An 18,723-nucleotide genomic window follows, 5' to 3' on the forward strand; every position below is an offset into this window, starting at 1 on the left:
GGTTGTCCCCGTATGGTAATCGCTTGAGCCCCGGTTGACCATCGTCCGAGGCGGATCAGATGCCTGGCACCCATCCCGTTTGAACCGAGTGTGCGGACGTTGAGAGAAGCCCCCTGCCCCGCCTGTCCTAGCCTGTGAATGCGCTAAGAAAGTGTCGCCGAAAAACGCTGGAGATCAGCCACGCAGCATCCAGGCGTCCGGCGGTATTCTTCCCTGAATCCAGCCGTATTCTTTCAACGCAGGATCCAGAAATTGGGCGGCGCCGGAGCGTCCAGTCGTATCCTGAAAACGACACATTTCGCCTGCTTTATATAGATTAGCATGTCGTCCGTGAAGGGCATTTATCGGACAACGACGCGACCGTACAAGCGGGGTATACTTTTTGAGCAATTAATATACTTTCTGACCGATGGCACTTTACCCTTCTCCCTGGCAACTGACCCTTGCGCGGATTGAAGGTGCCCTCCCCTTCATCACACCGGAACTCGCCGAGTGTCTGGCGCTCGCTTCACTGCGACGCCTATGGCGCGTGCATGTTCGCGACTATCCCTTTGATAACCTTGGAATCGCCCACAATCCGGGAGTGAACGCGAGCGAACTTGTCCGCTCGTGGTACTCGGAGGAACGCCGACAGTTTTTGTCGTGGATCGGCCGACGTGCGCCCCCTGCCCTCGCCAAAGCTGCCAAGCAGGTCCTGGCAGCCAAGGGCCAGACTGAAGGCTTCACCGAAGCCTATGCCCCCGCAGACAGCGCGATAGCACGGCTCGACGCCTTGCTCCCCAGCAGGGATCCTCAGGGCACCCTGCTCGAGTGGCTTGAAGAGCTGCGGAGCGAGGAGTTCGACTTCTTCGAAGGCGGCAGCGAGATGGTCCAGGTCGGCGGGATAGCTATCACGCGCTCGGCACCGCGAGGTGCTGCCTGGGCTGCCTCACTAGCTGCAGCGATGAGGCCCCATCTCTTTGGACTGGGGTCTGCCCCGCTGGCGCTAGCAGGCATCATGCCGCGGGCCCTGTTCCGCGAATTCCACGAAGAGCCCCTGCCCGTCCTTCTCCGTTCGGCGCTCGAGACAGCTTCCAACAAGGCTGAGGCTGATTTGCGGGTGATGCGAGATGCTGTCACCCTGGCCGGAAAGCAGCTCGCTGGACGACTGTATGCCTCCTCAACCGCCCCACATGCTTGGCGGATGATCGTCGGCCTTGGCCCGCTGACGAGGGCGGAACTTGCCAGAGGACTTGGCGTCACAAAGCGTACCGCTTCCCAATCGGTGACGTCGCTGCAAGAAGCAGGTATGGTGCTCCTGCGCGAGACTGACAGCGCTATGATACCGGCCAGTGCTGATCTAGTACCGCGCGAATAGCTTCTTCGGCTTCCTGCCGTGTCGCACCGCCCTTGTTCAGCAAGGTAATTCGGACACCCTTGCGATCAGCACCCTCAATCCGAAGCACAGGCTGGCCCACCGCATTGGCTACGGTCTCGGCCTTTCCTGACTTCTTGGGGGGTCCTGACTTCTTGGGGGGATCAGCCGCGAGCGAAAGCGCCTTAATTACCTCCAGCACCGATGGCGAATGGTTGGTCCGTTCGCGCTCTGCGGCAAGCCGCGCCGCTTCCCGGAAAGCCCTCTCCTTCCGATCCTCCGGCTTCATGAGCGCCTTGAGTGCGATCGCATTGCGAATTCCGAGCTCCTGCGGATTTGCAAAAGCTCTGGTCAACTCCTCGGGCAAGCGGGCCAGATCGAGATACCGTGTGAGCCAGCTCTCCGAAACCTTGAGCCGTTCGGCCATCGTCTTCTGACGACCCTCGTAGTAGGCGGTCAGTGCCCGGAGATAGTCCTTTGCGCGCTCGAGATCGGTAAGATCATCCCTTGCGCGATTCTCGATATCAGCAAGCCGGAATGCTTCCTCATCACCGATCTCACGGACGTCGACCAGAAACTTGAAGTCAGGATAGTTGTGCGTGCGCAGCCAGCTGATCGACCAGTGACGCCGTGCGCCACAAATGACCTCGAAATCATAGCCATCTTCTCCGGACAATCGCCGGACGATTGCCGGGATCTCCTGCCGTCCCTGTGCCTTGATGCTCTCGATCAGATCCGCACAGCGCTCCTCATTAAGCAAGGCGTAGTCGCGATTATGGCCAGCCCACATGCGGCACCTTGCCGGGTCAACGAGCTCATGGGTGCGAGATACAATGGCTCCGGAGGCTAGATCAGCCAAGCGGTTTGAGCGCCCGGTAAGCACGTTGGAGGCAATGCTTGATCTACGAGGGGCTGCAGCATCCTCCCCAAGGTCGATGCCCGCTGCCAGATCGGCCGCAAAACCGCTGTTCTTCCTACTCATGCAAGCCTCCCCTTAGCGGAATTGCACGCGTGCAATTTTCCCCGTGGCTCATACCAAAGCCTCCTGACGGAGACGCTTCTGATGGCTCGGCCACATCGATCGAATGTCGACTTCGATCTCCGAATTGACGCCATCAAGATAGTTCAGACAGCGGTTGCGAACCGCAGAGCTCGTAGCCGGGCCATCAAGCTCATAGACTGTCATCAGCCGGGCCGTGGCATTGTCGATCTCAGCCGAATCCTTGAGAGGCGTGCGAACCATCGCGTGCCCGAAAAGCGTCCGCATCAGCTGCAACAGCTCCTTCTGCATCGACTTGTTCTCATCGACTTTCGACGCGACGAAGCGGAGGAACTTTAGTTCGGGGGCAAGACCGCGGTCAGCAAGTTGCTCGATCGTCTCATCCAGCATCGACAAGAATGCAGCTGTCGAGGAGAAATCCATGACGGTCGGTGGGACCGGTACGACCAATGCGTTAGCGGCCCGAAGCACAGACAATGAGATCGCACCAAGTGCCGGTGGAGGATCCATGACGATGACATCGAAGCGATCCGAAATACTCTCGATACCCTCCTTCAGGCGATCAAGGAGAGCTCCGTTCCCCTGCGCCATCCGCGCGGCCAACTCATACTCAGAGTTGAACAAACGAAGGTTGGCGGGGATCAGCTCCAAGCCATCGAAGTGGGTCTTGCGAAGCGCGTAATCCAGGGATGACCGCTCCCCCTCTCGCAGGAACGGATAAAGCGTATCATCTTCGGTGAGGTCGAGATCCGGCACATAGCCGAAGAGTGTCGTCGCCGAGGCCTGGCTGTCGCAATCGACAAGCGCAACGCGGTAGCCTCTGATGGCCAGATATTGCGCAAGGTGAACCGCCAATGTCGACTTACCCACCCCTCCTTTGAAGTTCTGGACGGCAACGACGCAGCAGGGGTCGTTTGGCGCCCGATATGGCCTCGTCCCGAAGACCCCGCGCATGTCGTTCAGTTGGGCAAGCGTGTATCTCTCTCGCCTGTTGTTGTCGGTTCTCGCAGGCTCGGGCAGTCGGCCGTCCTTCTCGGCATCCCGGATCGCAGCGGGCGTCCGGCCCACAAGTTCAGCCGCCTTGCCGATCGTGAAAGTCGGCTCGCGGCGATCGTCTGCCCTGGCGCTTCGCGCGGAATCGCGGAGCTTCTCGAGTACGGATGAGGTACGACTGGCCAGTGTCGCGACCGAGACCAAACGCTCGGCTTCTTCGATTTGAAGTCCGTTAGACACATGCTGTCCTTTCGCAATTGAGAGTGTGCTACACCCACTTGCGCTTTTCGGTCAAGAAATTCAGAATTTTCGAAAGTTGAACTGCCTTGTCGGCCAAATTTCGGGGCGGCGACGACCCATCCTGACTCGGTGGGGGCATCGCGAATTGCACGCGTGCAATTTTAGCGTATCAGGGCCGCCCGCGCCGGTTTACCCACCCCTCACAAAAGCCCTTCCACGCTGCGATTAGCTTGGCGCCACGAAGCTTCTCCAACCGATTGCCCATGTGTTCGCGAAAGCCGCTCGCGATGAGATCGACATCCCAACCACCGCCATACTTGCGGGCGACTTCAAGCAGATCGGCGTGCCCGAAGCGGATCGAGCCCGACGACGGGAAGACGGACTCTGATTGCTTTATCGCAGGCGCCGCGCCGGGAGTTGCTGCTATTGCCCCCTGCCCTGCCGTTACGGTTTCGACAGAACCGGTCCGCCTCGCCTGGCGTCCCGCCGAATGCCGGTCGAGCTCATCGACCGTTTCCAAGACCTCCGGCGCGCCCTTCGGCTCAAACCGGAACTCAAGCTCGGTGACTGTACGCCCCTGCCGAATTTCACGCCATTCCACGCGGAAGTGCGCCAATTGGTCAATCTCGGACTTCGCCTTCTCCAGCACCTTGCGCCGAAGCTGAGCGAAGTCCGTGTAGACGTCAGGGGGGATCCCAAGCGCTGCACGCAATGCCTGCATATCTCCTCGCCAGGTTGCTTGGCGGCGATGGAGACGGAGGGCTCCAAGCTCGTAAAGCTTGAGCGCATAGTTCGAGCGGAAGCCCAAGACTGCTTGCCGGTTGAGAACGGCGTAGGTCTCAGACGCCTGGATCAGCTTGCGCGCATCGGGTGTGAATTCCCATTCGATCCAACCCGTTTCTCCGCCATCCTCGTCGGTCTCCTCTTTAGACCGTGAGATCAGGGAGAACAGGAGAGTGGCCTTCTTTCCGCGCCAGGATTTGTCATCGACGGCAAAGAGAGTCCGGTGAAGTTCCTGAAGCATGTCGCTGATCCGCTCATTGCCCTTGTGACCGCGGCGGATGTCGGCCTTGCGAATGCGATGAGGACGATCTTCCCACGCATCCCCTCCAGCAGTCAGGATCATGAGGGCTAGGAGCCGCGATGCCGTCAGGCTCAGCGACTCGCCTTTCACGAACTTGATTTCGATGATGTTGCCCGGCTTGGCGAACTCGTCGCCGCCCTTTGCCTTCAAAGCGGCAGCAACGCGCATCGCACGGCCAGGTGACCCCTCTTCCGGCTTCTCATCGAGAGCCTCGGCTATTGGGCTATCATCAGTTTCCATGCCATATTGCGATCAAAGCTTGATTCTTGGGAGCATGATTGCTGCCTGACCTGACCTCTTGCGTCAAGTCAGGTCAGGTTAGAATTCAATTTGCAGCCCCCAAGAGGTCAGGATTGAAGGGCAGGGATGGGATGGCGGAATCGTCGGATTTCCTGCGAGTCGGCAAGCATCATTAACGAACGCAAGCTAGGGATCAGTATTTACTAAAGCAGGCAGGAAGGAACGCTGGAAAAGCACGCTGCGGCTACTGAGACAGGCTCTTCCCCCCACTTGGTCAGGAATGCCCCAGAAGGTCAGGGGCAAGCCCCCGCTCGGTCAGGATGTAGCCCCCATAAGGTCAGCCTAACACCCCCAGCGGGTCAGGCAGAACGTCATAGACCCCTGAATTCACGACATAAATTACCGCTGAATCTGAATCTATAGAATCAGAAATCCTTCCGCTGCAAGCAGCGGCGTTTTTGTAATGATGTTTTTGAAGGTGTTGAGCCAAATATCGCCTTCCAATCGCTTCAGTGAATCACTGACGCTGCTGTGATTCAGATTTCCGGTTAGACCGCTTGTCCATGCCTCTGCCACCAAGCCACTATGAAGACACCAATCAGCCAGTCATGGCATTGGCAGGCCATAGACACATCGCGCAACGTTGCGCGAGAATATAACCTCTGGATCCAAACCGACCTGTTCGGGTGGACGGTGGTTGAACGCCGGTGGGGCCGAATCGGTTCACGGGGGCAGAGCCTGACTCAAAGCTTCCAGAACAAGCGACAAGCCGAAACGATAGCGAAGCTAATCAAGGAAAGACGAGCAAGCGCACTGAAGCGAATTGGAGTTCGCTACCACGAAGTCGGGTAACTGCAGGCGACTGTCGATCACTCAATGTCACCGCAAAGGGCAATCGAGGTTCCCCAGTTCATGGAGGGAAGGGGAGGGGAGGGGGAGAGCTTGGGGGAAGCTTATGACCCTGATAGAACTCCGACCGACCCAGGACACCATCAACCTCGTCGCAGCCCTGCGCGGCACTTGGCACGGCTCTTACGCTATGTGCCGATGCCCCGTTCATGATGACCGGACGCCTTCATTATCGATCCGGCAAGGCACCTCAGGGGTCCTCGTGCATTGCTTTGCCGGGTGCAACCCACGGGAAATCATGCGGGTCCTGCGAAATACTGATCGAGTACGAGCCGTCGAAGCCCGTCCAGCGCGAAGTCTGGACTTCAGGCGACTGGCTCAGCGCCTATGGGATGAAGCGATCGACGTTCAAGGAACGCTGGGAGAGCGCTATCTCGTTGGCAGATGTCTACCCCTAGACCTTCCCGACGTCCGTTTCCTTTCGCAGTGCCCATTAGGCAGAAAGCCGAACACTGCACTTCATCAGGCCTTGCTCGTAGCTGTGCGGGACGGTGGTCACCTTGTCGCAGTCCAACGCATCATTCTCGATCCGAGAACAAGCCGGCATCGGGGCAAGTTCTTGCTCGGACGCTGCGGGCAGGGGGCATGGCAACCAGCACCGAGTGGACGAGTTCTCGCAGTAGCGGAGGGCTTCGAAGATGCCGCCGCCTTCACCAGTCTGACTGGTATAACTTGTTGGGCAGCGATGGGCGCTTCCCGCCTGCCGCTCCTTAAACTGCCTCGTGAGCTCGACACATTGATTATAGCCGAAGACAACAATCTGGCCGGACAAAAAGCGGCAGCACGGGCGGTCAAGGCCTATTCACGACCTGATCTCCGAATCCTTCGGCGGGCCCCAAAAGACAACGAGGATTGGGCCGACGCCATGACAGCGATGAACCAGACGCGTTGAAGCCAGACCAACGCCATGGCGCTTACCACTGTGCAGCACGATCAGTGATGACGCTGGCTAGTAGGCCACTCGCGGGCCGATCTCGGTACGCTCCAAGCATCAGTTCCGCCAGCGTTCCGCATTAGAAAGCCGAGTTATGGCTAACGCCGCAAAGGGCGTGATTGCCAAGTGCATCAATCACCCGGCAGTCGGCAGCGAGACCGCCGCGGCAGCGGCCGATAATCCTTTCAAGCTCCTCCCGGAGCGTCACAAGCTGGGCTATCTTAGCTGCGACTTGTTCAACATGGCGCGAAGCGATCTGATCTGCCGCCTCGCAATCGCGCTCAGGATGATCGGACAGATCGAGCAATGATCGAACGTCCTCAATCGTAAAGCCGAGATCGCGCGAGTGACGGATGAAGGCGAGCCGCTGCCGCTCGGCCGGACCATAGAGCCGATAGTTGCCCGATGTCCGTTCAGGTTGAGGGAGTAGTCCGATCCGCTCATAATAGCGGATGGTCTCGACCTTGGTGTTGGTCACCTTCGACAAGGCGCCTATCTTCATCGCTTGACCCTGTAGTTACTACAGGGTCCATATAGTCCGCCGAATCACAGCTACGACAAGGAATTTCGGCGATGGACCTGGTACAATCGGCTTATCGAGAGGAACTCGCCACGTTTCGTGTTGCGTCTGCGCAAGGCGACCACCTTGCCGCTTGGCGGGCACTTGAACGTGGACATATCCTCGCGCAGGCTCGGCTGCCGCTGCACCTGCATTCCCATGCTGTGATGCTGGCTTACGCCTTGGCCCGACGCGAATGGGGCGAGGTTTCGGGACAGGTGTTCCGGCTGCTGCTGGCACCGCTGGGGACACTTACTGGGCGCTTGCCGGTTGGCAACACGGGCCGCACGAATGTCAGTGCCTTCGCGTCGATGCCGCTACCGGAGGACATAGCTGACCTGCTTAATGGGGAGCGATAATGAACCGGTTGGCCAAGTCGGTCCGATCTGGTAACGGCAGCGCTATGCACCATCGGTTGTTAGGCTTCATGGCGGTTTTGGCGATGGTTTTCGCCAGCCTGCATGCGCCTGCAATCGCCCATGTCGAACACGACGGGCATTTTTCCGAAACGTCGGTCCATCACGACACTGTCCAAGACCAAGTCGATGCCAATTCTGAACGAAGCACATCAGATGGATCGTCGGCGATCGGCCATCATCATCATTGCCCGGCGGTCGCTTTGCCTGATGCTGTGAATGCTGGCGGGTGCCTCATTCGCAATCGCGAAGTCTATGGCGCCGGGGAGGTCCCCCCGCTCGGTTCGCTCGCACCGCAACCGCTGATCGATCCGCCCTCGCTCTGAACGCTCATGTGTTGGGCAGGCTTGGCCTGCCTGTGACGGTTAGCGTTTCAGGAGCTTTTTACCATGTCTACAAGACTGCGCTGCAGCCTGCTGGCTGCCGCTGCGCTCGGTTTGGCGAGACCCGCGCTCGCCGAGCCCATTACGCTCAACGAGGCGGTTGAGCGCACGCTTGCCGCTTCGCCTTTGGGCGCAGCGGGCGAGGCCAGTGTGCGCTCCGCTGAGGCAGGCCGGACGCAAGCGGCAGTTCGGCCAAATCCTGTGGTAACCGCCCAAGCCGAGGACTTCATTGGTAGCGGCGCTTTCGACCAGTTCAGACAGGCCGAAACCACTCTAAGCTACGCTCAGACGCTTGAACGCGGCGGCAAACGCGCTGCTCGGATCGGCTTTGCGGAACGCAACATTGTTGTCGCGCAGGAGCGGGCGAGGGTGTCGCGCCTCGACCTTGCACAAGCTGTGCAGCGGGCCTTCCTCGACGTGCAAATTGCGGAGGAGGTGGTGTGGCTTGCCGAAGCGCGGCTTGCCACCGAGCAGGCTATGCGCACCGAAGCGCTACGCCGTGTGCGTGGATACAAAGACCCTTTGTTTGTCGAGACCCGCGCCGATGCCCGCGTGAGCGAGGCGGAGCTGGCGGTCAACGAAGCCAGCCTGCGCCGCGATGCAGCCCGCGCCCGGCTCGCGTCCTTCTGGGGCGGCAATGGGGCCGAGATCGAAGTCCCGCGTGGGATCGAAAAGCCCACGGATCGTCTCGAGCAGCTCGCCGCTGCCGACGATGATCTGGCCGCAGCGGTCATCGATCAGGCGCGCGCCGCGGTGGTGGTCGAGCAATCGCGCGCGGTGCAGGATTACACCGTCAGCGGAGGCCTCAGGCATTTCCGCGCGACTGGTGATGTCGCTCTGGTAGCAGGCGTGTCGATCCCGCTTGGCCGATTCGACCGGAACCAAGGCAATATCGCCGCAGCCCAAGCTAATCGCCAGCAAGCTGAGTTGCAGGCAGAGGCTGGGCGGCTTGACCGGCTGCGCACGCTCGCAGCCTTGCGCGCAGAAGCCGAGGCGGCACGGATGCGGGCCGACGGGATCATGGAGAATATCTATCCCAAGGTCCGCAAGACGCTCGACCAGGTGCGCGAAGGCTATAGCCGGGGCGGCTTCCGTTTCAGCGACGTGCAGGATGCGGCCGACGCAGTCGTCGATGTCCAGTCGCAATGGGTCGATGCGATGACCCGCTACCGCGACGTTCTTTCCCAGATTGACCGGCTGACCGGACGTTTCGACGTCCTCGCCGAGGAGACCCAGCCATGACAAAGTTCACGATTTCTCTCGCCCTGGTACTCGTGGCGGCGCTGCCCCTGGCTGCGTGCGGTGACAGCGCCATGCAAGCCGAGGAGAGCCAAGCCGAAGGCGCCGAAGTGCCCAAGGGGCCGAATGGCGGGCGGATGCTTACCGATGGCGACTTCGCCGTCGAGGTGACCATCTTCGAGACCAGCCAGGAGCCGCAGTTCCGGGTCTTCCCAACCCGCGACGGCAAGCCCGTCGATCCCGGTTCAGTCAATCTCACCATGACGCTCAAGCGGCTCGGAGGCGAAGTGAACAGCTTCGCCTTCAAGCCCGCCCGCACCTATCTTGCGGGGCAAGGTGTAGTCGAGGAGCCGCATAGCTTCGATGTCGAAGTGATCGCGGTGGAGGGCGGCAAGCGCCATGTCTGGACCTATTCCAGCCCCGAAGGCCGCACCCGGATTACGGCTGAAGCAGCCAAGGCGGGCGGCATCGAAGTCCTCACCGCCGGGCCTGCCACGATTGGCGAGGCGCGCGAGCTTTATGGCACAGTCCAGCTTGCCACCACCGCGCGCTCTGAGATCCGCGGGCAGTTTCCTGGCCGGGTCGTTTCCGTGACCAAGGCGGTCGGCGACTACGTGCGCAAGGGTGAACTGCTCGCGCGGATTGAATCGAGCGAGAGCCTCCAGATCTATCCCGTCCGTGCGACCGTTAATGGGGTGGTGGCGGAACGCAATGGCAATCCCGGCGACGTGACCGGTGACCGCGCGCTCTACGTGATCACCGACCCGGCGCAGACCACGGTGGTGTTCAATGTCTTCCCCAAGGACCTGGCGGCAATCCGTCCGGGCATGCGGGTCGAGGTCCAAACGCAGGATGGTCAGCCCATCGGCGCAGCCACCCTTGGCGACTACTTGCCAGAGGGCAATGCGCAGGCAGGCACGGCGCTTCTGCGCGCGGCCATCCCCAACCGCTCGGGCGCGCTGCGTCCGGGCATGGCGTTGCGCGGACGGGTGACGATCAATGCTGTCACCGTCCCGCTGGCAGTGCGCACCGAAGCGATCCAGCCCTTCCGCAATTTCAAGGTGGTGTTTGCCAATTACGGGCAGGATTACGAGGTGCGGATGCTCACGCTCGGCCGGTCGTCGCCCGAATGGACCGAGGTGCTGGGCGGCCTTAAACCCGGCATCCCCTATGTCGCTAAGGGTTCCTTCCTCGTGCGCGCCGACATCGAAAAGTCGGGCGCGAGCCACGACCACTGAGCGGGACGGAACACATCATGCTTGCACGCATCATCGCCTTCTCGATCAACCAACGCTGGTTCGTTCTGGCTGCGGTGGCCCTCCTCTGCGCGCTGGGCGCGTGGAGCGCCACCCGGCTGCCGATCGACGCTGTGCCCGACATCACGAATGTCCAGGTCCAGATCAACACTGAGGCCGAGGGTTATTCGCCGCTCGAAAGCGAACAGCGGATCACCTACCCGATCGAAACCGCAATCGCCGGAGTGCCGGGCCTCGCCTACACCCGCTCGATCTCGCGCTACGGGCTGAGCCAGGTGACCGTGGTATTCGAGGATGGCACCGACACCTATTTTGCCCGTCAGCAGGTGACCGAGCGGTTGCAAGCTGCCAAATCCCAGCTGCCGCCGGGGATCGAGCCGCAGATGGGGCCGATCGCCACAGGTCTGGGCGAAATCTTCATGTTCGCGATTGAACCCGAACCGGGTGCGCGCAAACCCGATGGCAGCGCGTGGACTGCGGAGGATTTGCGCACGCTATCCGACTGGGTCGTGCGCCCGCAGATGCGCACCATCCCCGGAGTGGCGGAGGTCAACACCATCGGCGGCTATGAACGCCAATACCACGTCACCCCCAATCCCGCGCAACTCGCGGCACTGAACCTGTCGCTCAACGATGTGGTGGATGCGTTGAACAGGAACAATGCCAATCGCGGCGCGGGTTATGTCGAGCGCGGAGGCGAGCAGATCCTGATCCGCGTGCCGGGACAGGCCGCAAACGAGACTGACCTGTCGCAGATCATTCTGGCCACGCGCGGCGGGGTGCCGATCCGCATCAGCGATGTCGCCGAAGTTGTGATCGGGTCGGAATTGCGCACCGGTGCGGCGACAGAGAACGGCAAGGAGATCGTGCTCGGCACGATCTTCATGCGCACCGGCGAGAACTCGCGGCTAGTGTCGCAAGCCGCAGCCGACAAGCTGGAGCAGGTCTCACGGGCCTTGCCCGAGGGTGTCGTCGCCCATGCGCTTTATGACCGCACCGAGCTGGTCGAGCGGACCATCGCGACCGTCGAGACAAACCTTGCCGAAGGCGCATTGCTTGTCATCGTGGTGCTGTTCCTGCTGCTCGGGAATATCCGCGCCGCGTTGATCACCGCAGCAGTCATCCCGGTGGCGATGCTGATGACGCTGACGGGGATGCTTGGCACCCGTACCTCGGCCAACCTGATGAGCCTTGGCGCTCTCGATTTCGGTCTAATCGTCGATGGCGCCGTGATCATCGTGGAGAATTGTCTGCGAAGGCTGGGCGAGGCACAGCACCGCACGGGACGCCTGCTCAGCCGTGATGAAAGATTCAGCCTCGTCTCCACGGCCAGCGCAGAAGTTATCCGGCCGAGCATCTTCGGGATCGTCATCATCACCGCAGTCTATTTGCCGATCTTCGCGCTGGAGGGGATCGAGGGCAAGACCTTCCACCCGATGGCGATCACCGTGGTGCTCGCGCTGACTGCCGCTCTGCTGCTGTCGCTCACGCTGGTCCCAGCCCTGGTCGCCATGCTCGTGACAGGCAAAGTTGACGAGAAGGAGAACTGGCTGATGCGCTGGCTCGGCCGCGGCTACCGACCAATGCTCGACCGCGCACTAGCAATGCCAAAGATCGCCGTCGGTGCCGCGATCGTGCTGATGGTGCTGGCCGGACTTGGCGCAACGCGGCTCGGTAGCGAGTTCATCCCTAACCTCGATGAGGGCGACATAGCGATGCATGCGCTGCGTATTCCCGGGACAAGCCTAGGCCAGGCGATCCAGATGCAGGCGGCGCTGGAGAAGCGGATTTCGGCCTTCCCCGAGGTTGAGCGGGTGTTCGCCAAGATCGGCACCGCCGATGTGGCAACCGATCCGATGCCGCCCTCGGTCGCCGACAACTTCATCATGCTCAAGCCGCGCGACCAATGGCCCGATCCGCGCAAGCGCCGCGATACGCTGGTCGCCGAGCTCAATGCAGCGGTGCAACAGATCCCTGGGAACAATTACGAGTTCACTCAGCCGGTTCAGATGCGAATGAATGAGCTCATCGCCGGTGTGCGCGCCGATGTGGCGATCAAGCTGTTCGGCGACGACCTCGACCAGCTCCTCGCCAGCGGGCAGCAGATCGAGGAAGTCGCCGGATCGATCGCGGGGGCCGAAGACGTCAAGATCGAACAGGTGACAGGCCTGCCAATGCTGTCGGTCACGCCGAAGCGCGACATGCTCGCCCGCTACGGCGTCAACATGAGCGATGTGCAGGACGCCGTGGCGACCGCGACCGGCGGTGCGAAGGCGGGCGAGTTGTTCGACGGCGACCGGCGGTTTGCCGTGGTGGTGCGTCTGCCGGAGGCGCTCCGCACCGATCTTGCAGCGCTGGGCAACCTGCCGGTGGCTTTGCCGGATGGGGGAGCTGTGCCGCTTGCAGAAGTTGCGGACATTACGCTCGCCTCCGGCCCCAACCAGATAAGCCGGGAAAACGGCAAGCGCCGTGCGGTGATCACCGCGAATGTGCGTGGACGCGATCTCGGTTCGTTCATCGCCGAACTGCGCGAAAAGGTCGAAAGCGATGTCGATCTGCCGACCGGATACTACGTGGAATATGGCGGCACATTTGAGCAGCTCCAGTCCGCCTCGACACGTCTGCAGATCGTCGTCCCGCTGGTGCTGGCGCTGATCTTCGGCCTGTTGTTCACGCTGTTCCGCAGCGCCCGCGATGCGGCCATCGTGTTCTCCGGCGTGCCGTTGGCTTTGACCGGTGGTGTGGCCGCGTTGGCACTGCGCGACATCCCGCTTTCGATTTCGGCCGGGGTCGGGTTCATCGCGCTTTCTGGTGTGGCAGTGCTCAACGGGGTGGTGATGCTATCCTTCATCCGCGACCTGCGGGAGGGCGGGGCAGACTTGCTCGAAGCCGTGCGCGAGGGCGCTTTGACCCGCTTGCGACCTGTGATGATGACCGCGCTGGTGGCCTCCCTCGGGTTCGTGCCGATGGCGCTCAACGCGGGCGCGGGATCGGAGGTTCAGCGCCCGCTGGCGACCGTTGTCATCGGTGGGATCATCTCTTCGACGATCCTGACGCTGCTGGTGCTGCCTGCGCTTTATGCGCTGGTGCATCGACGCGATCAGGTGAAGGTCAAACCCGGCGAAGCATACGCACCAGATGCCGTGCTAGCCTGACCGCGGCGCCCAGAGGATGACGGATGCCCCCAACAGGCAGATTGCTCCCCCAATCAAATCCCAGCGGTCTGGCCGCGTGTTCTCGATCACCCACATCCATCCGAGCGCCGCGACGATGTAGATGCCGCCATAGGCCGCGAACGCCCGGCCTGCATGCTGGGTGTCCACCAGCGTCAGCAGCCAGGCGAAAACAATGAGCGATAGAATGCCGGGCACCAGCCACAGCGGCGAACGGTCAAGCCGTAGCCAAGCCCAGAAAGCAAAGCACCCGGCGATTTCGGCGAGGGCCGCTGCGGAATAGATGACGTAGACCATTGCCTTGATGCATTGCACGATCCGTTCCGCCCGGCAATTGGATCAAGCTGCCAAGCAACAGGCTCAGAAAAGGCGAAGACGCATGACATATTTGCTGCTGAAGGCGGCCATCTCGGGCCTCATCATCGCACTCGTCAGCGAGATCGCGCGGCGATCGCCCGGCATTGGCGCGCTCGTGGCTTCGCTCCCCCTGATCTCAGTCCTGGGGATGATCTGGTTGTGGCGCGACACCCAGGACAGCGTCCGCATGGCGGCGCATGCCCAGGCAACGTTCTGGTTCGTCTTGCCCAGCTTGCCGATGTTCCTGCTCATCCCAGCGCTGTTGCAACGTGGGTTCGGCTTCTGGCCTTCGCTTGCGATCGGATGCGCAATGACCGTCGCACTTTATATCGGCATGGTCGCCGCGTTACGCCATTTCGGTGTCGAACTGTAGGATTGGCGACGGCCGCTGCGATCGCCATCCCATCTTTCGCGCAGCTTTGAGGGATCTCTGCGATCTTTGCGTATATAGCATGTCTCGGGAGGAGAATTTCCGTTGTCTGAACTCGATCATAGCTTGCGAAGGATCGCCGATCTGCCCGTGCCGGCCAGCCTCGAGCTTGTCGACGATGCGGTCTTTGCCGGACTTGCGGCGCTGCGCCATGAGCGGACGGCCAGTCGCCGCGCGATTGGTCTAGCTGGGGCATTTGCGCTGGTGCTCGGCCTCGGAAGCGGCGGTCTGGCCACGGCTCACGCCGCTCAGGTGCGCATCTCGTCCTTCGCGTCCGACAACCCCCTCGCACCTTCGACGCTGCTGGACGTGCATCCGTGAAGAGAACGACATGGCTCACGCTCGTCGCGATCGTCGCCTTCACGGCTGCGCTGGCTGGCGTCTATATCGGCCAGACCCTGTTTGTCGGTGGCCCGCAGAGCGAGACCGAGCTGCATGCGTTTCTGCACGACGAGCTTGAACTGGATGCCACTCAGAAGGTTAAGGTCGAGGCGATCGAGCAGCGCTATGCCGCCCGCCGCAAGGCACTGGAAGGCGAAATGCGAGAGGCCAATGCGCATCTCGCCAAGGCCATGGAGGCCGAGCACGGCTATGGGCCGGATGTGACTGCCGCAGTCTATCACACGCATCAGGTCATGGGCGAGATGCAGAAGGAAACGCTGGAACACCTGTTCGCGATGCGCTCCGTCCTGCGGCCCGACCAGGCCGCAGCATTCGACCGAGCCGTAACCAAGGCTCTGGCCCCCGAAGCAAAGTGAGCGCACCGCTCGCCGAGCGGAGCGATGCCGACGTGGTGGCACTGGCGCTCACAGGCCAGCAGGACGCCTTCCGGGAATTGCTCGCCCGTTACCGCGAACCCGTGTTCCGCCTGATCCGTGCCTCCACCGGCGACGCGCAGGAGGCCCTCGATCTGACGCAGGACACCTTTATCGCCGCGTTCGGGGCGCTTGGTCGTTTCGACCGCTCACAGCCCTTGCTACCCTGGCTGCGGCGGATCGCGCTCAACAAGTGCCGGGACTGGGGGCGGAAGCGCAAGCTGAGGGCGATGCTGTGGCGCACCGCGCCGATCGACGCGGCACATGACGTGCCTGACGATGCGGTCCCTGCCGATGTGCTGATTGCCGACCGCGCCGAACTTGCGCGCGTTTCGGCGGCGATCGCACGCTTGCCGACACGCCTGCGCGAAACCCTGGTCCTGCGGGCGGTCGAAGGCCTCAGTCAGGCCGAAACCGCAGCCGCCCTCGGGATCAGCGAAAAGGCGGTCGAGACCCGGCTATACCGCGCCCGCAGCAAGCTAACCTATCTTTTGGCGGTGGGCTGATACGAGAAATTTTTGAGGGGGTGGCCCCGGCTGTGCGTACAAGCTGGCATGGACAGTCTTGATCTTTCCCGCCGTCACCTTCTTGCGGGGCTCGGCACCGCTTCGGCTTTCGCTGCCATGCCCGCCTGGGCGCAGGGGCATTCGATGCACCGGATGCGCGGTGGTGCGCCGATCCGCGTGGGCTTCGACGAGCTTTCCGGTCCCGCAATCGACCTGACCGTCGGCCACGGCCCGCGCGTGGTGCAGGGCCGGAAGGGTCTTGGCATCGCCGTCAACGGCAGCGTGCCGGGGCCGCTGATCCGGTTGAAGGAAGGCCAGACAGTTCGCCTGAACGTCACCAACATGCTCGACACCGACACCTCGATCCACTGGCATGGATTACTGCTGCCTTTCCAGATGGACGGCGTGCCGGGGATCAGTTTTCCCGGGATCAAGCCGGGCCAGACCTTCGCTTACGAATTTCAGGTCAGGCAATCGGGCACCTACTGGTATCACAGCCACTCCGGGCTTCAGGAACAGCAGGGGCATTACGGCCCCATGATCATCGATCCTGCGGGCGACGAGCCCCACGGCTATGACCGCGATTACATCCTGCTGCTGAGCGAATTTACCCCGCTCGACCCGCATTTCATCATGGATCGGCTGCGCAAGGGCGAAGGCTACTTCAACTACCAGCAGACCAGCTGGACCGATGATTACCCGCTGTCGGCCGCCGACCGCCGGATGTGGGCTGAGATGCGCATGCCGGCGACCGACATCGCCGACATCACGGGCTCCACCTATACTTATCTCGCCAACGGTCGGGGGCCGAAAGAGGGGCTCGAGTATCTTTTCAACCCTGGAGAGCGAATACGCCTGCGCATCATCAACGGTGGTGCTCAGACGTTCTTCAACGTCCGCATACCCGGGCTTTCCATGACGGTGATCGCGGCTGACGGCCAGAACGTGAAGCCGGTCGAGGTGGACGAATTCCAGATCGGCAGTGCCGAGATCTACGACGTGATCGTCACGCCGCGCGAGGCCGAGGCTTACACCATCGTGGCCGAGAGCATGGACCGCTCGGGGATGGCGCTCGCCACCCTGGCACGCCGACCCGGTGCGCGCGCGGCTATCCCGCCGCCGCGCAAGCCCCCGCTGCTCACAATGGGCGATATGGGCATGAACCATGGTGAGGGGGCAGGCGGTCATTCGATGGCGGGCATGAAGATGCGCGATCCCGCACTGTTGCCGCCCGATGTCGAGTTCGGCCCTGGCATCGACATGGTCTCGATGATGCCGGTCGACAAGATGGGCGACCCTGGCCTCGGCCTGCGCGACGTCGGCCACCGAGTTCTCAACTACCGAATGCTTGCGGCACTGACGCCGAACACCGATACGCGCGAGCCGTCACGCCTGCTGGAGCTCCATCTGACCGGGAACATGGAGCGCTATATGTGGTCCTTCGACGGCCGGATGTATTCGGCCGTCAGCGACGTGCCGATCCGCTTCGCCTGGAACGAGCGGGTGCGGGTGAAGCTCGTCAACAATACGATGATGGCCCACCCGATCCATCTGCACGGAATGTTCTTCGAGCTCGTCAACGGCGAGGATGCAGCTCATCAGCCACGCAAGAACGTTGTTATCGTGCAGCCCGGGGCGAGCGCACAGTTTGATCTCACTGCCGACGAGCCGGGCGACTGGGCCTTCCACTGCCACCTGCTCTACCACATGCATGGCGGGATGATGCAGACGGTGACCGTGATGGGGCCGGAGGCAAGCGGATGAGCATCATGCTTGCTCTTCTGGCTCTCGTCAGCGCGTCACCCGTCGTGGCTCAGCATCAAGGTCATACGATGCCCGCTCCTGCGCCAGCTCCGGCGCCTACTCCTGATCCTGCTTCGGTCAACGCTGATCCCCACACCGGGCATGACATGAGCCAAGACGCCCCGCTGCGAGGCGACGACCCTCACGCGGGCCATGACATGCGTCGTCCTGCTGATGATCCGGCGGCCACCGGCATGGACAGCATGCAGGGCATGGATCACAGCACGATGGGCCATGACACTGGCTCGGATGCTTCATCCCTTTCACCCGGACCGGACATGGAGACGCCGCCGCCGCCGGAAGCGGGGAGTGGGCCGCCCCGCGCTGCCGATGCCTTCTGGGGTGCCAAAGCGATGGCAGCGTCGCGCGAGGATTTGCGCAGGAGCCATGGGGACTTTCCGGTCTTCTGGTTCCAGGGCGACCGTTTCGAGACGCAGGTGCGTGATGCCAAGGATGCGTACCTGTGGGACATTCAGGGTTACTACGGCGGCCCGACCGAACGCCTCTGGTTCAAGAGTGAGGGCGAGGGCGAATGGGGTTTGTCACCGGACGATGCCGAGGTGCAGGCGCTATACTCCAAGGCGATCGCGCCTTTCTGGGATGTTCAAGCCGGTGTGCGGCAGGACATTGCCGGTCCCGACACCACGCATGTCGTTTTGGGCATCCAAGGCCTGGCAGCGTATAGGTTCGAGGTGGACGCTGCGATGTTCCTATCGCACCGAGGGGATCTGACCGCCAGAATCGAAGCTGAGCTCGATCAGCGCATCACCCAGCGCCTGATCCTCCAGCCACGCATCGAAGCTAACCTCTCTGCTCAGGACATTCCCCTGCTCGGCATCGGCGCGGGGCTCGACCGGATCGAGGTCGGTGCACGTCTGCGCTATGAAGTGCGCCGCGAGTTCGCACCCTATATCGGCGTCGATCAATCATGGCGAATCGGCAACGGTGCCGACTTTGCGCGTGCACGCGGTCAAGCATCCAGCGGCACCAGCTTTGTCGCTGGGATTAGGTTCTGGTTCTGATCAACTTGAA

The 18,723-nt window shown here is 61.8% G+C and carries 19 protein-coding genes; 14 read left to right on the forward strand and 5 right to left on the reverse strand.

What is annotated here, in order from left to right; all coding sequences use genetic code 11:
- The first annotated feature begins 409 nt into the window (after window positions 1–409).
- Window positions 410–1,357, forward strand: a complete 948-nt coding sequence (locus NSE01_RS19480; RefSeq protein WP_147161269.1) for a MarR family transcriptional regulator — start codon at window positions 410–412, stop codon at window positions 1,355–1,357.
- Here the strand turns inward: NSE01_RS19480 and NSE01_RS19485 are convergent.
- From NSE01_RS19485 to NSE01_RS19495, 3 genes are all read right to left on the reverse strand, one after another.
- On the reverse strand, window positions 1,317–2,336 hold the full coding sequence (locus NSE01_RS19485; protein ID WP_147161270.1) for a ParB/RepB/Spo0J family partition protein: 1,020 nt from the start codon (window positions 2,334–2,336) through the stop codon (window positions 1,317–1,319). The two genes, NSE01_RS19480 and NSE01_RS19485, sit on opposite strands and share 41 nt — an antisense overlap.
- Before the next feature lie 48 nt (window positions 2,337–2,384).
- Window positions 2,385–3,587, reverse strand: a complete 1,203-nt coding sequence (locus NSE01_RS19490) for an AAA family ATPase (RefSeq protein WP_147161271.1) — start codon at window positions 3,585–3,587, stop codon at window positions 2,385–2,387.
- Window positions 3,588–3,756: 169 nt separating this feature from the next.
- On the reverse strand, window positions 3,757–4,839 hold the full coding sequence (locus tag NSE01_RS19495; protein ID WP_147161301.1) for a replication initiation protein: 1,083 nt from the start codon (window positions 4,837–4,839) through the stop codon (window positions 3,757–3,759).
- A gap of 657 nt (window positions 4,840–5,496) precedes the next feature.
- On the opposite strand from NSE01_RS19495, the gene NSE01_RS21995 reads away from it, so the two are divergent.
- Window positions 5,497–5,763 (forward strand): WGR domain-containing protein, encoded by a 267-nt coding sequence (locus NSE01_RS21995; RefSeq protein ID WP_147161272.1) that lies wholly within the window; start codon window positions 5,497–5,499, stop codon window positions 5,761–5,763.
- Between the two features lie 295 nt (window positions 5,764–6,058).
- Window positions 6,059–6,712, forward strand: coding sequence for a DUF7146 domain-containing protein (locus NSE01_RS19505; protein ID WP_246135298.1), 654 nt, complete (start codon window positions 6,059–6,061; stop codon window positions 6,710–6,712).
- Window positions 6,713–6,833: 121 nt separating this feature from the next.
- Here the strand turns inward: NSE01_RS19505 and NSE01_RS19510 are convergent, their stop codons facing one another.
- Entirely contained in the window at window positions 6,834–7,256 is a 423-nt protein-coding gene (locus tag NSE01_RS19510) for a MerR family transcriptional regulator (RefSeq protein WP_147161274.1), read from the reverse strand.
- A gap of 71 nt (window positions 7,257–7,327) precedes the next feature.
- Here NSE01_RS19510 and NSE01_RS19515 point away from each other — a divergent pair, with 71 nt between their 5' ends.
- From NSE01_RS19515 to NSE01_RS19535, 5 genes are all read left to right on the forward strand, one after another.
- Window positions 7,328–7,672, forward strand: coding sequence for a DUF3703 domain-containing protein (locus NSE01_RS19515; protein ID WP_147161275.1), 345 nt, complete (start codon window positions 7,328–7,330; stop codon window positions 7,670–7,672).
- Window positions 7,672–8,055 (forward strand): hypothetical protein, encoded by a 384-nt coding sequence (locus NSE01_RS19520; RefSeq protein WP_147161276.1) that lies wholly within the window; start codon window positions 7,672–7,674, stop codon window positions 8,053–8,055. The genes NSE01_RS19515 and NSE01_RS19520 overlap by 1 nt, the downstream gene beginning before the upstream one ends.
- A gap of 63 nt (window positions 8,056–8,118) precedes the next feature.
- Window positions 8,119–9,354 carry a TolC family protein gene (locus tag NSE01_RS19525; protein ID WP_147161277.1) on the forward strand — a complete coding sequence of 412 codons (1,236 nt, stop codon included), beginning with the start codon at window positions 8,119–8,121 and terminating at the stop codon, window positions 9,352–9,354.
- On the forward strand, window positions 9,351–10,589 hold the full coding sequence (locus tag NSE01_RS19530; protein ID WP_147161278.1) for an efflux RND transporter periplasmic adaptor subunit: 1,239 nt from the start codon (window positions 9,351–9,353) through the stop codon (window positions 10,587–10,589). Before NSE01_RS19525 ends, NSE01_RS19530 begins: the two co-directional genes overlap by 4 nt.
- 17 nt (window positions 10,590–10,606) lie before the next feature.
- Complete coding sequence (locus NSE01_RS19535) at window positions 10,607–13,762, forward strand: efflux RND transporter permease subunit (RefSeq protein ID WP_147161279.1); 3,156 nt, start codon at window positions 10,607–10,609, stop codon at window positions 13,760–13,762.
- On the opposite strand, the gene NSE01_RS19540 is transcribed toward NSE01_RS19535, so the two are convergent.
- Window positions 13,754–14,077, reverse strand: a complete 324-nt coding sequence (locus NSE01_RS19540) for a YnfA family protein (RefSeq protein WP_147161280.1) — start codon at window positions 14,075–14,077, stop codon at window positions 13,754–13,756. The two genes, NSE01_RS19535 and NSE01_RS19540, sit on opposite strands and share 9 nt — an antisense overlap.
- Before the next feature lie 82 nt (window positions 14,078–14,159).
- Here NSE01_RS19540 and NSE01_RS19545 point away from each other — a divergent pair, with 82 nt between their 5' ends.
- The 6 genes from NSE01_RS19545 to NSE01_RS19570 all read left to right on the forward strand — a co-directional run bounded on the left by NSE01_RS19545 (window position 14,160) and on the right by NSE01_RS19570 (window position 18,713).
- Window positions 14,160–14,510, forward strand: coding sequence for a DUF3147 family protein (locus tag NSE01_RS19545; protein ID WP_147161281.1), 351 nt, complete (start codon window positions 14,160–14,162; stop codon window positions 14,508–14,510).
- Between the two features lie 102 nt (window positions 14,511–14,612).
- The gene (locus NSE01_RS19550) at window positions 14,613–14,888 is read left to right on the forward strand and encodes a hypothetical protein (protein ID WP_147161282.1); all 276 of its coding nucleotides are present in this window, start codon (window positions 14,613–14,615) and stop codon (window positions 14,886–14,888) included.
- Entirely contained in the window at window positions 14,885–15,325 is a 441-nt protein-coding gene (locus NSE01_RS19555; protein WP_147161283.1) for a Spy/CpxP family protein refolding chaperone, read from the forward strand. Before NSE01_RS19550 ends, NSE01_RS19555 begins: the two co-directional genes overlap by 4 nt.
- Complete coding sequence (locus tag NSE01_RS19560) at window positions 15,322–15,888, forward strand: RNA polymerase sigma factor (RefSeq protein WP_147161284.1); 567 nt, start codon at window positions 15,322–15,324, stop codon at window positions 15,886–15,888. Before NSE01_RS19555 ends, NSE01_RS19560 begins: the two co-directional genes overlap by 4 nt.
- A 48-nt stretch (window positions 15,889–15,936) precedes the next feature.
- Window positions 15,937–17,652 carry a copper resistance system multicopper oxidase gene (locus NSE01_RS19565; protein WP_147161285.1) on the forward strand — a complete coding sequence of 572 codons (1,716 nt, stop codon included), beginning with the start codon at window positions 15,937–15,939 and terminating at the stop codon, window positions 17,650–17,652.
- Window positions 17,649–18,713: a copper resistance protein B gene (locus NSE01_RS19570; RefSeq protein WP_147161286.1), complete on the forward strand. Its 1,065-nt coding sequence runs from the start codon at window positions 17,649–17,651 to the stop codon at window positions 18,711–18,713. Before NSE01_RS19565 ends, NSE01_RS19570 begins: the two co-directional genes overlap by 4 nt.
- Window positions 18,714–18,723: the final 10 nt, after the last annotated feature.

The organism is Novosphingobium sediminis (genome assembly GCF_007991615.1).
Taxonomy (GTDB): Bacteria; Pseudomonadota; Alphaproteobacteria; order Sphingomonadales; family Sphingomonadaceae; genus Novosphingobium; species Novosphingobium sediminis.

Coding starts and splice junctions, on each gene's coding strand:
- NSE01_RS19480 (WP_147161269.1), top strand. CDS start 410: ATGGCACTTTACCCTTCTCCCTGGCAACTGACCCTTGCGCGGATTGAA.
- NSE01_RS19485 (WP_147161270.1), bottom strand. CDS start 2,336: ATGAGTAGGAAGAACAGCGGTTTTGCGGCCGATCTGGCAGCGGGCATC.
- NSE01_RS19495 (WP_147161301.1), bottom strand. CDS start 4,839: ATGCGCGTTGCTGCCGCTTTGAAGGCAAAGGGCGGCGACGAGTTCGCC.
- NSE01_RS21995 (WP_147161272.1), top strand. CDS start 5,497: ATGAAGACACCAATCAGCCAGTCATGGCATTGGCAGGCCATAGACACA.
- NSE01_RS19505 (WP_246135298.1), top strand. CDS start 6,059: ATGCGGGTCCTGCGAAATACTGATCGAGTACGAGCCGTCGAAGCCCGT.
- NSE01_RS19510 (WP_147161274.1), bottom strand. CDS start 7,256: ATGAAGATAGGCGCCTTGTCGAAGGTGACCAACACCAAGGTCGAGACC.
- NSE01_RS19515 (WP_147161275.1), top strand. CDS start 7,328: ATGGACCTGGTACAATCGGCTTATCGAGAGGAACTCGCCACGTTTCGT.
- NSE01_RS19520 (WP_147161276.1), top strand. CDS start 7,672: ATGAACCGGTTGGCCAAGTCGGTCCGATCTGGTAACGGCAGCGCTATG.
- NSE01_RS19525 (WP_147161277.1), top strand. CDS start 8,119: ATGTCTACAAGACTGCGCTGCAGCCTGCTGGCTGCCGCTGCGCTCGGT.
- NSE01_RS19530 (WP_147161278.1), top strand. CDS start 9,351: ATGACAAAGTTCACGATTTCTCTCGCCCTGGTACTCGTGGCGGCGCTG.
- NSE01_RS19535 (WP_147161279.1), top strand. CDS start 10,607: ATGCTTGCACGCATCATCGCCTTCTCGATCAACCAACGCTGGTTCGTT.
- NSE01_RS19540 (WP_147161280.1), bottom strand. CDS start 14,077: ATGGTCTACGTCATCTATTCCGCAGCGGCCCTCGCCGAAATCGCCGGG.
- NSE01_RS19545 (WP_147161281.1), top strand. CDS start 14,160: ATGACATATTTGCTGCTGAAGGCGGCCATCTCGGGCCTCATCATCGCA.
- NSE01_RS19565 (WP_147161285.1), top strand. CDS start 15,937: ATGGACAGTCTTGATCTTTCCCGCCGTCACCTTCTTGCGGGGCTCGGC.
- NSE01_RS19570 (WP_147161286.1), top strand. CDS start 17,649: ATGAGCATCATGCTTGCTCTTCTGGCTCTCGTCAGCGCGTCACCCGTC.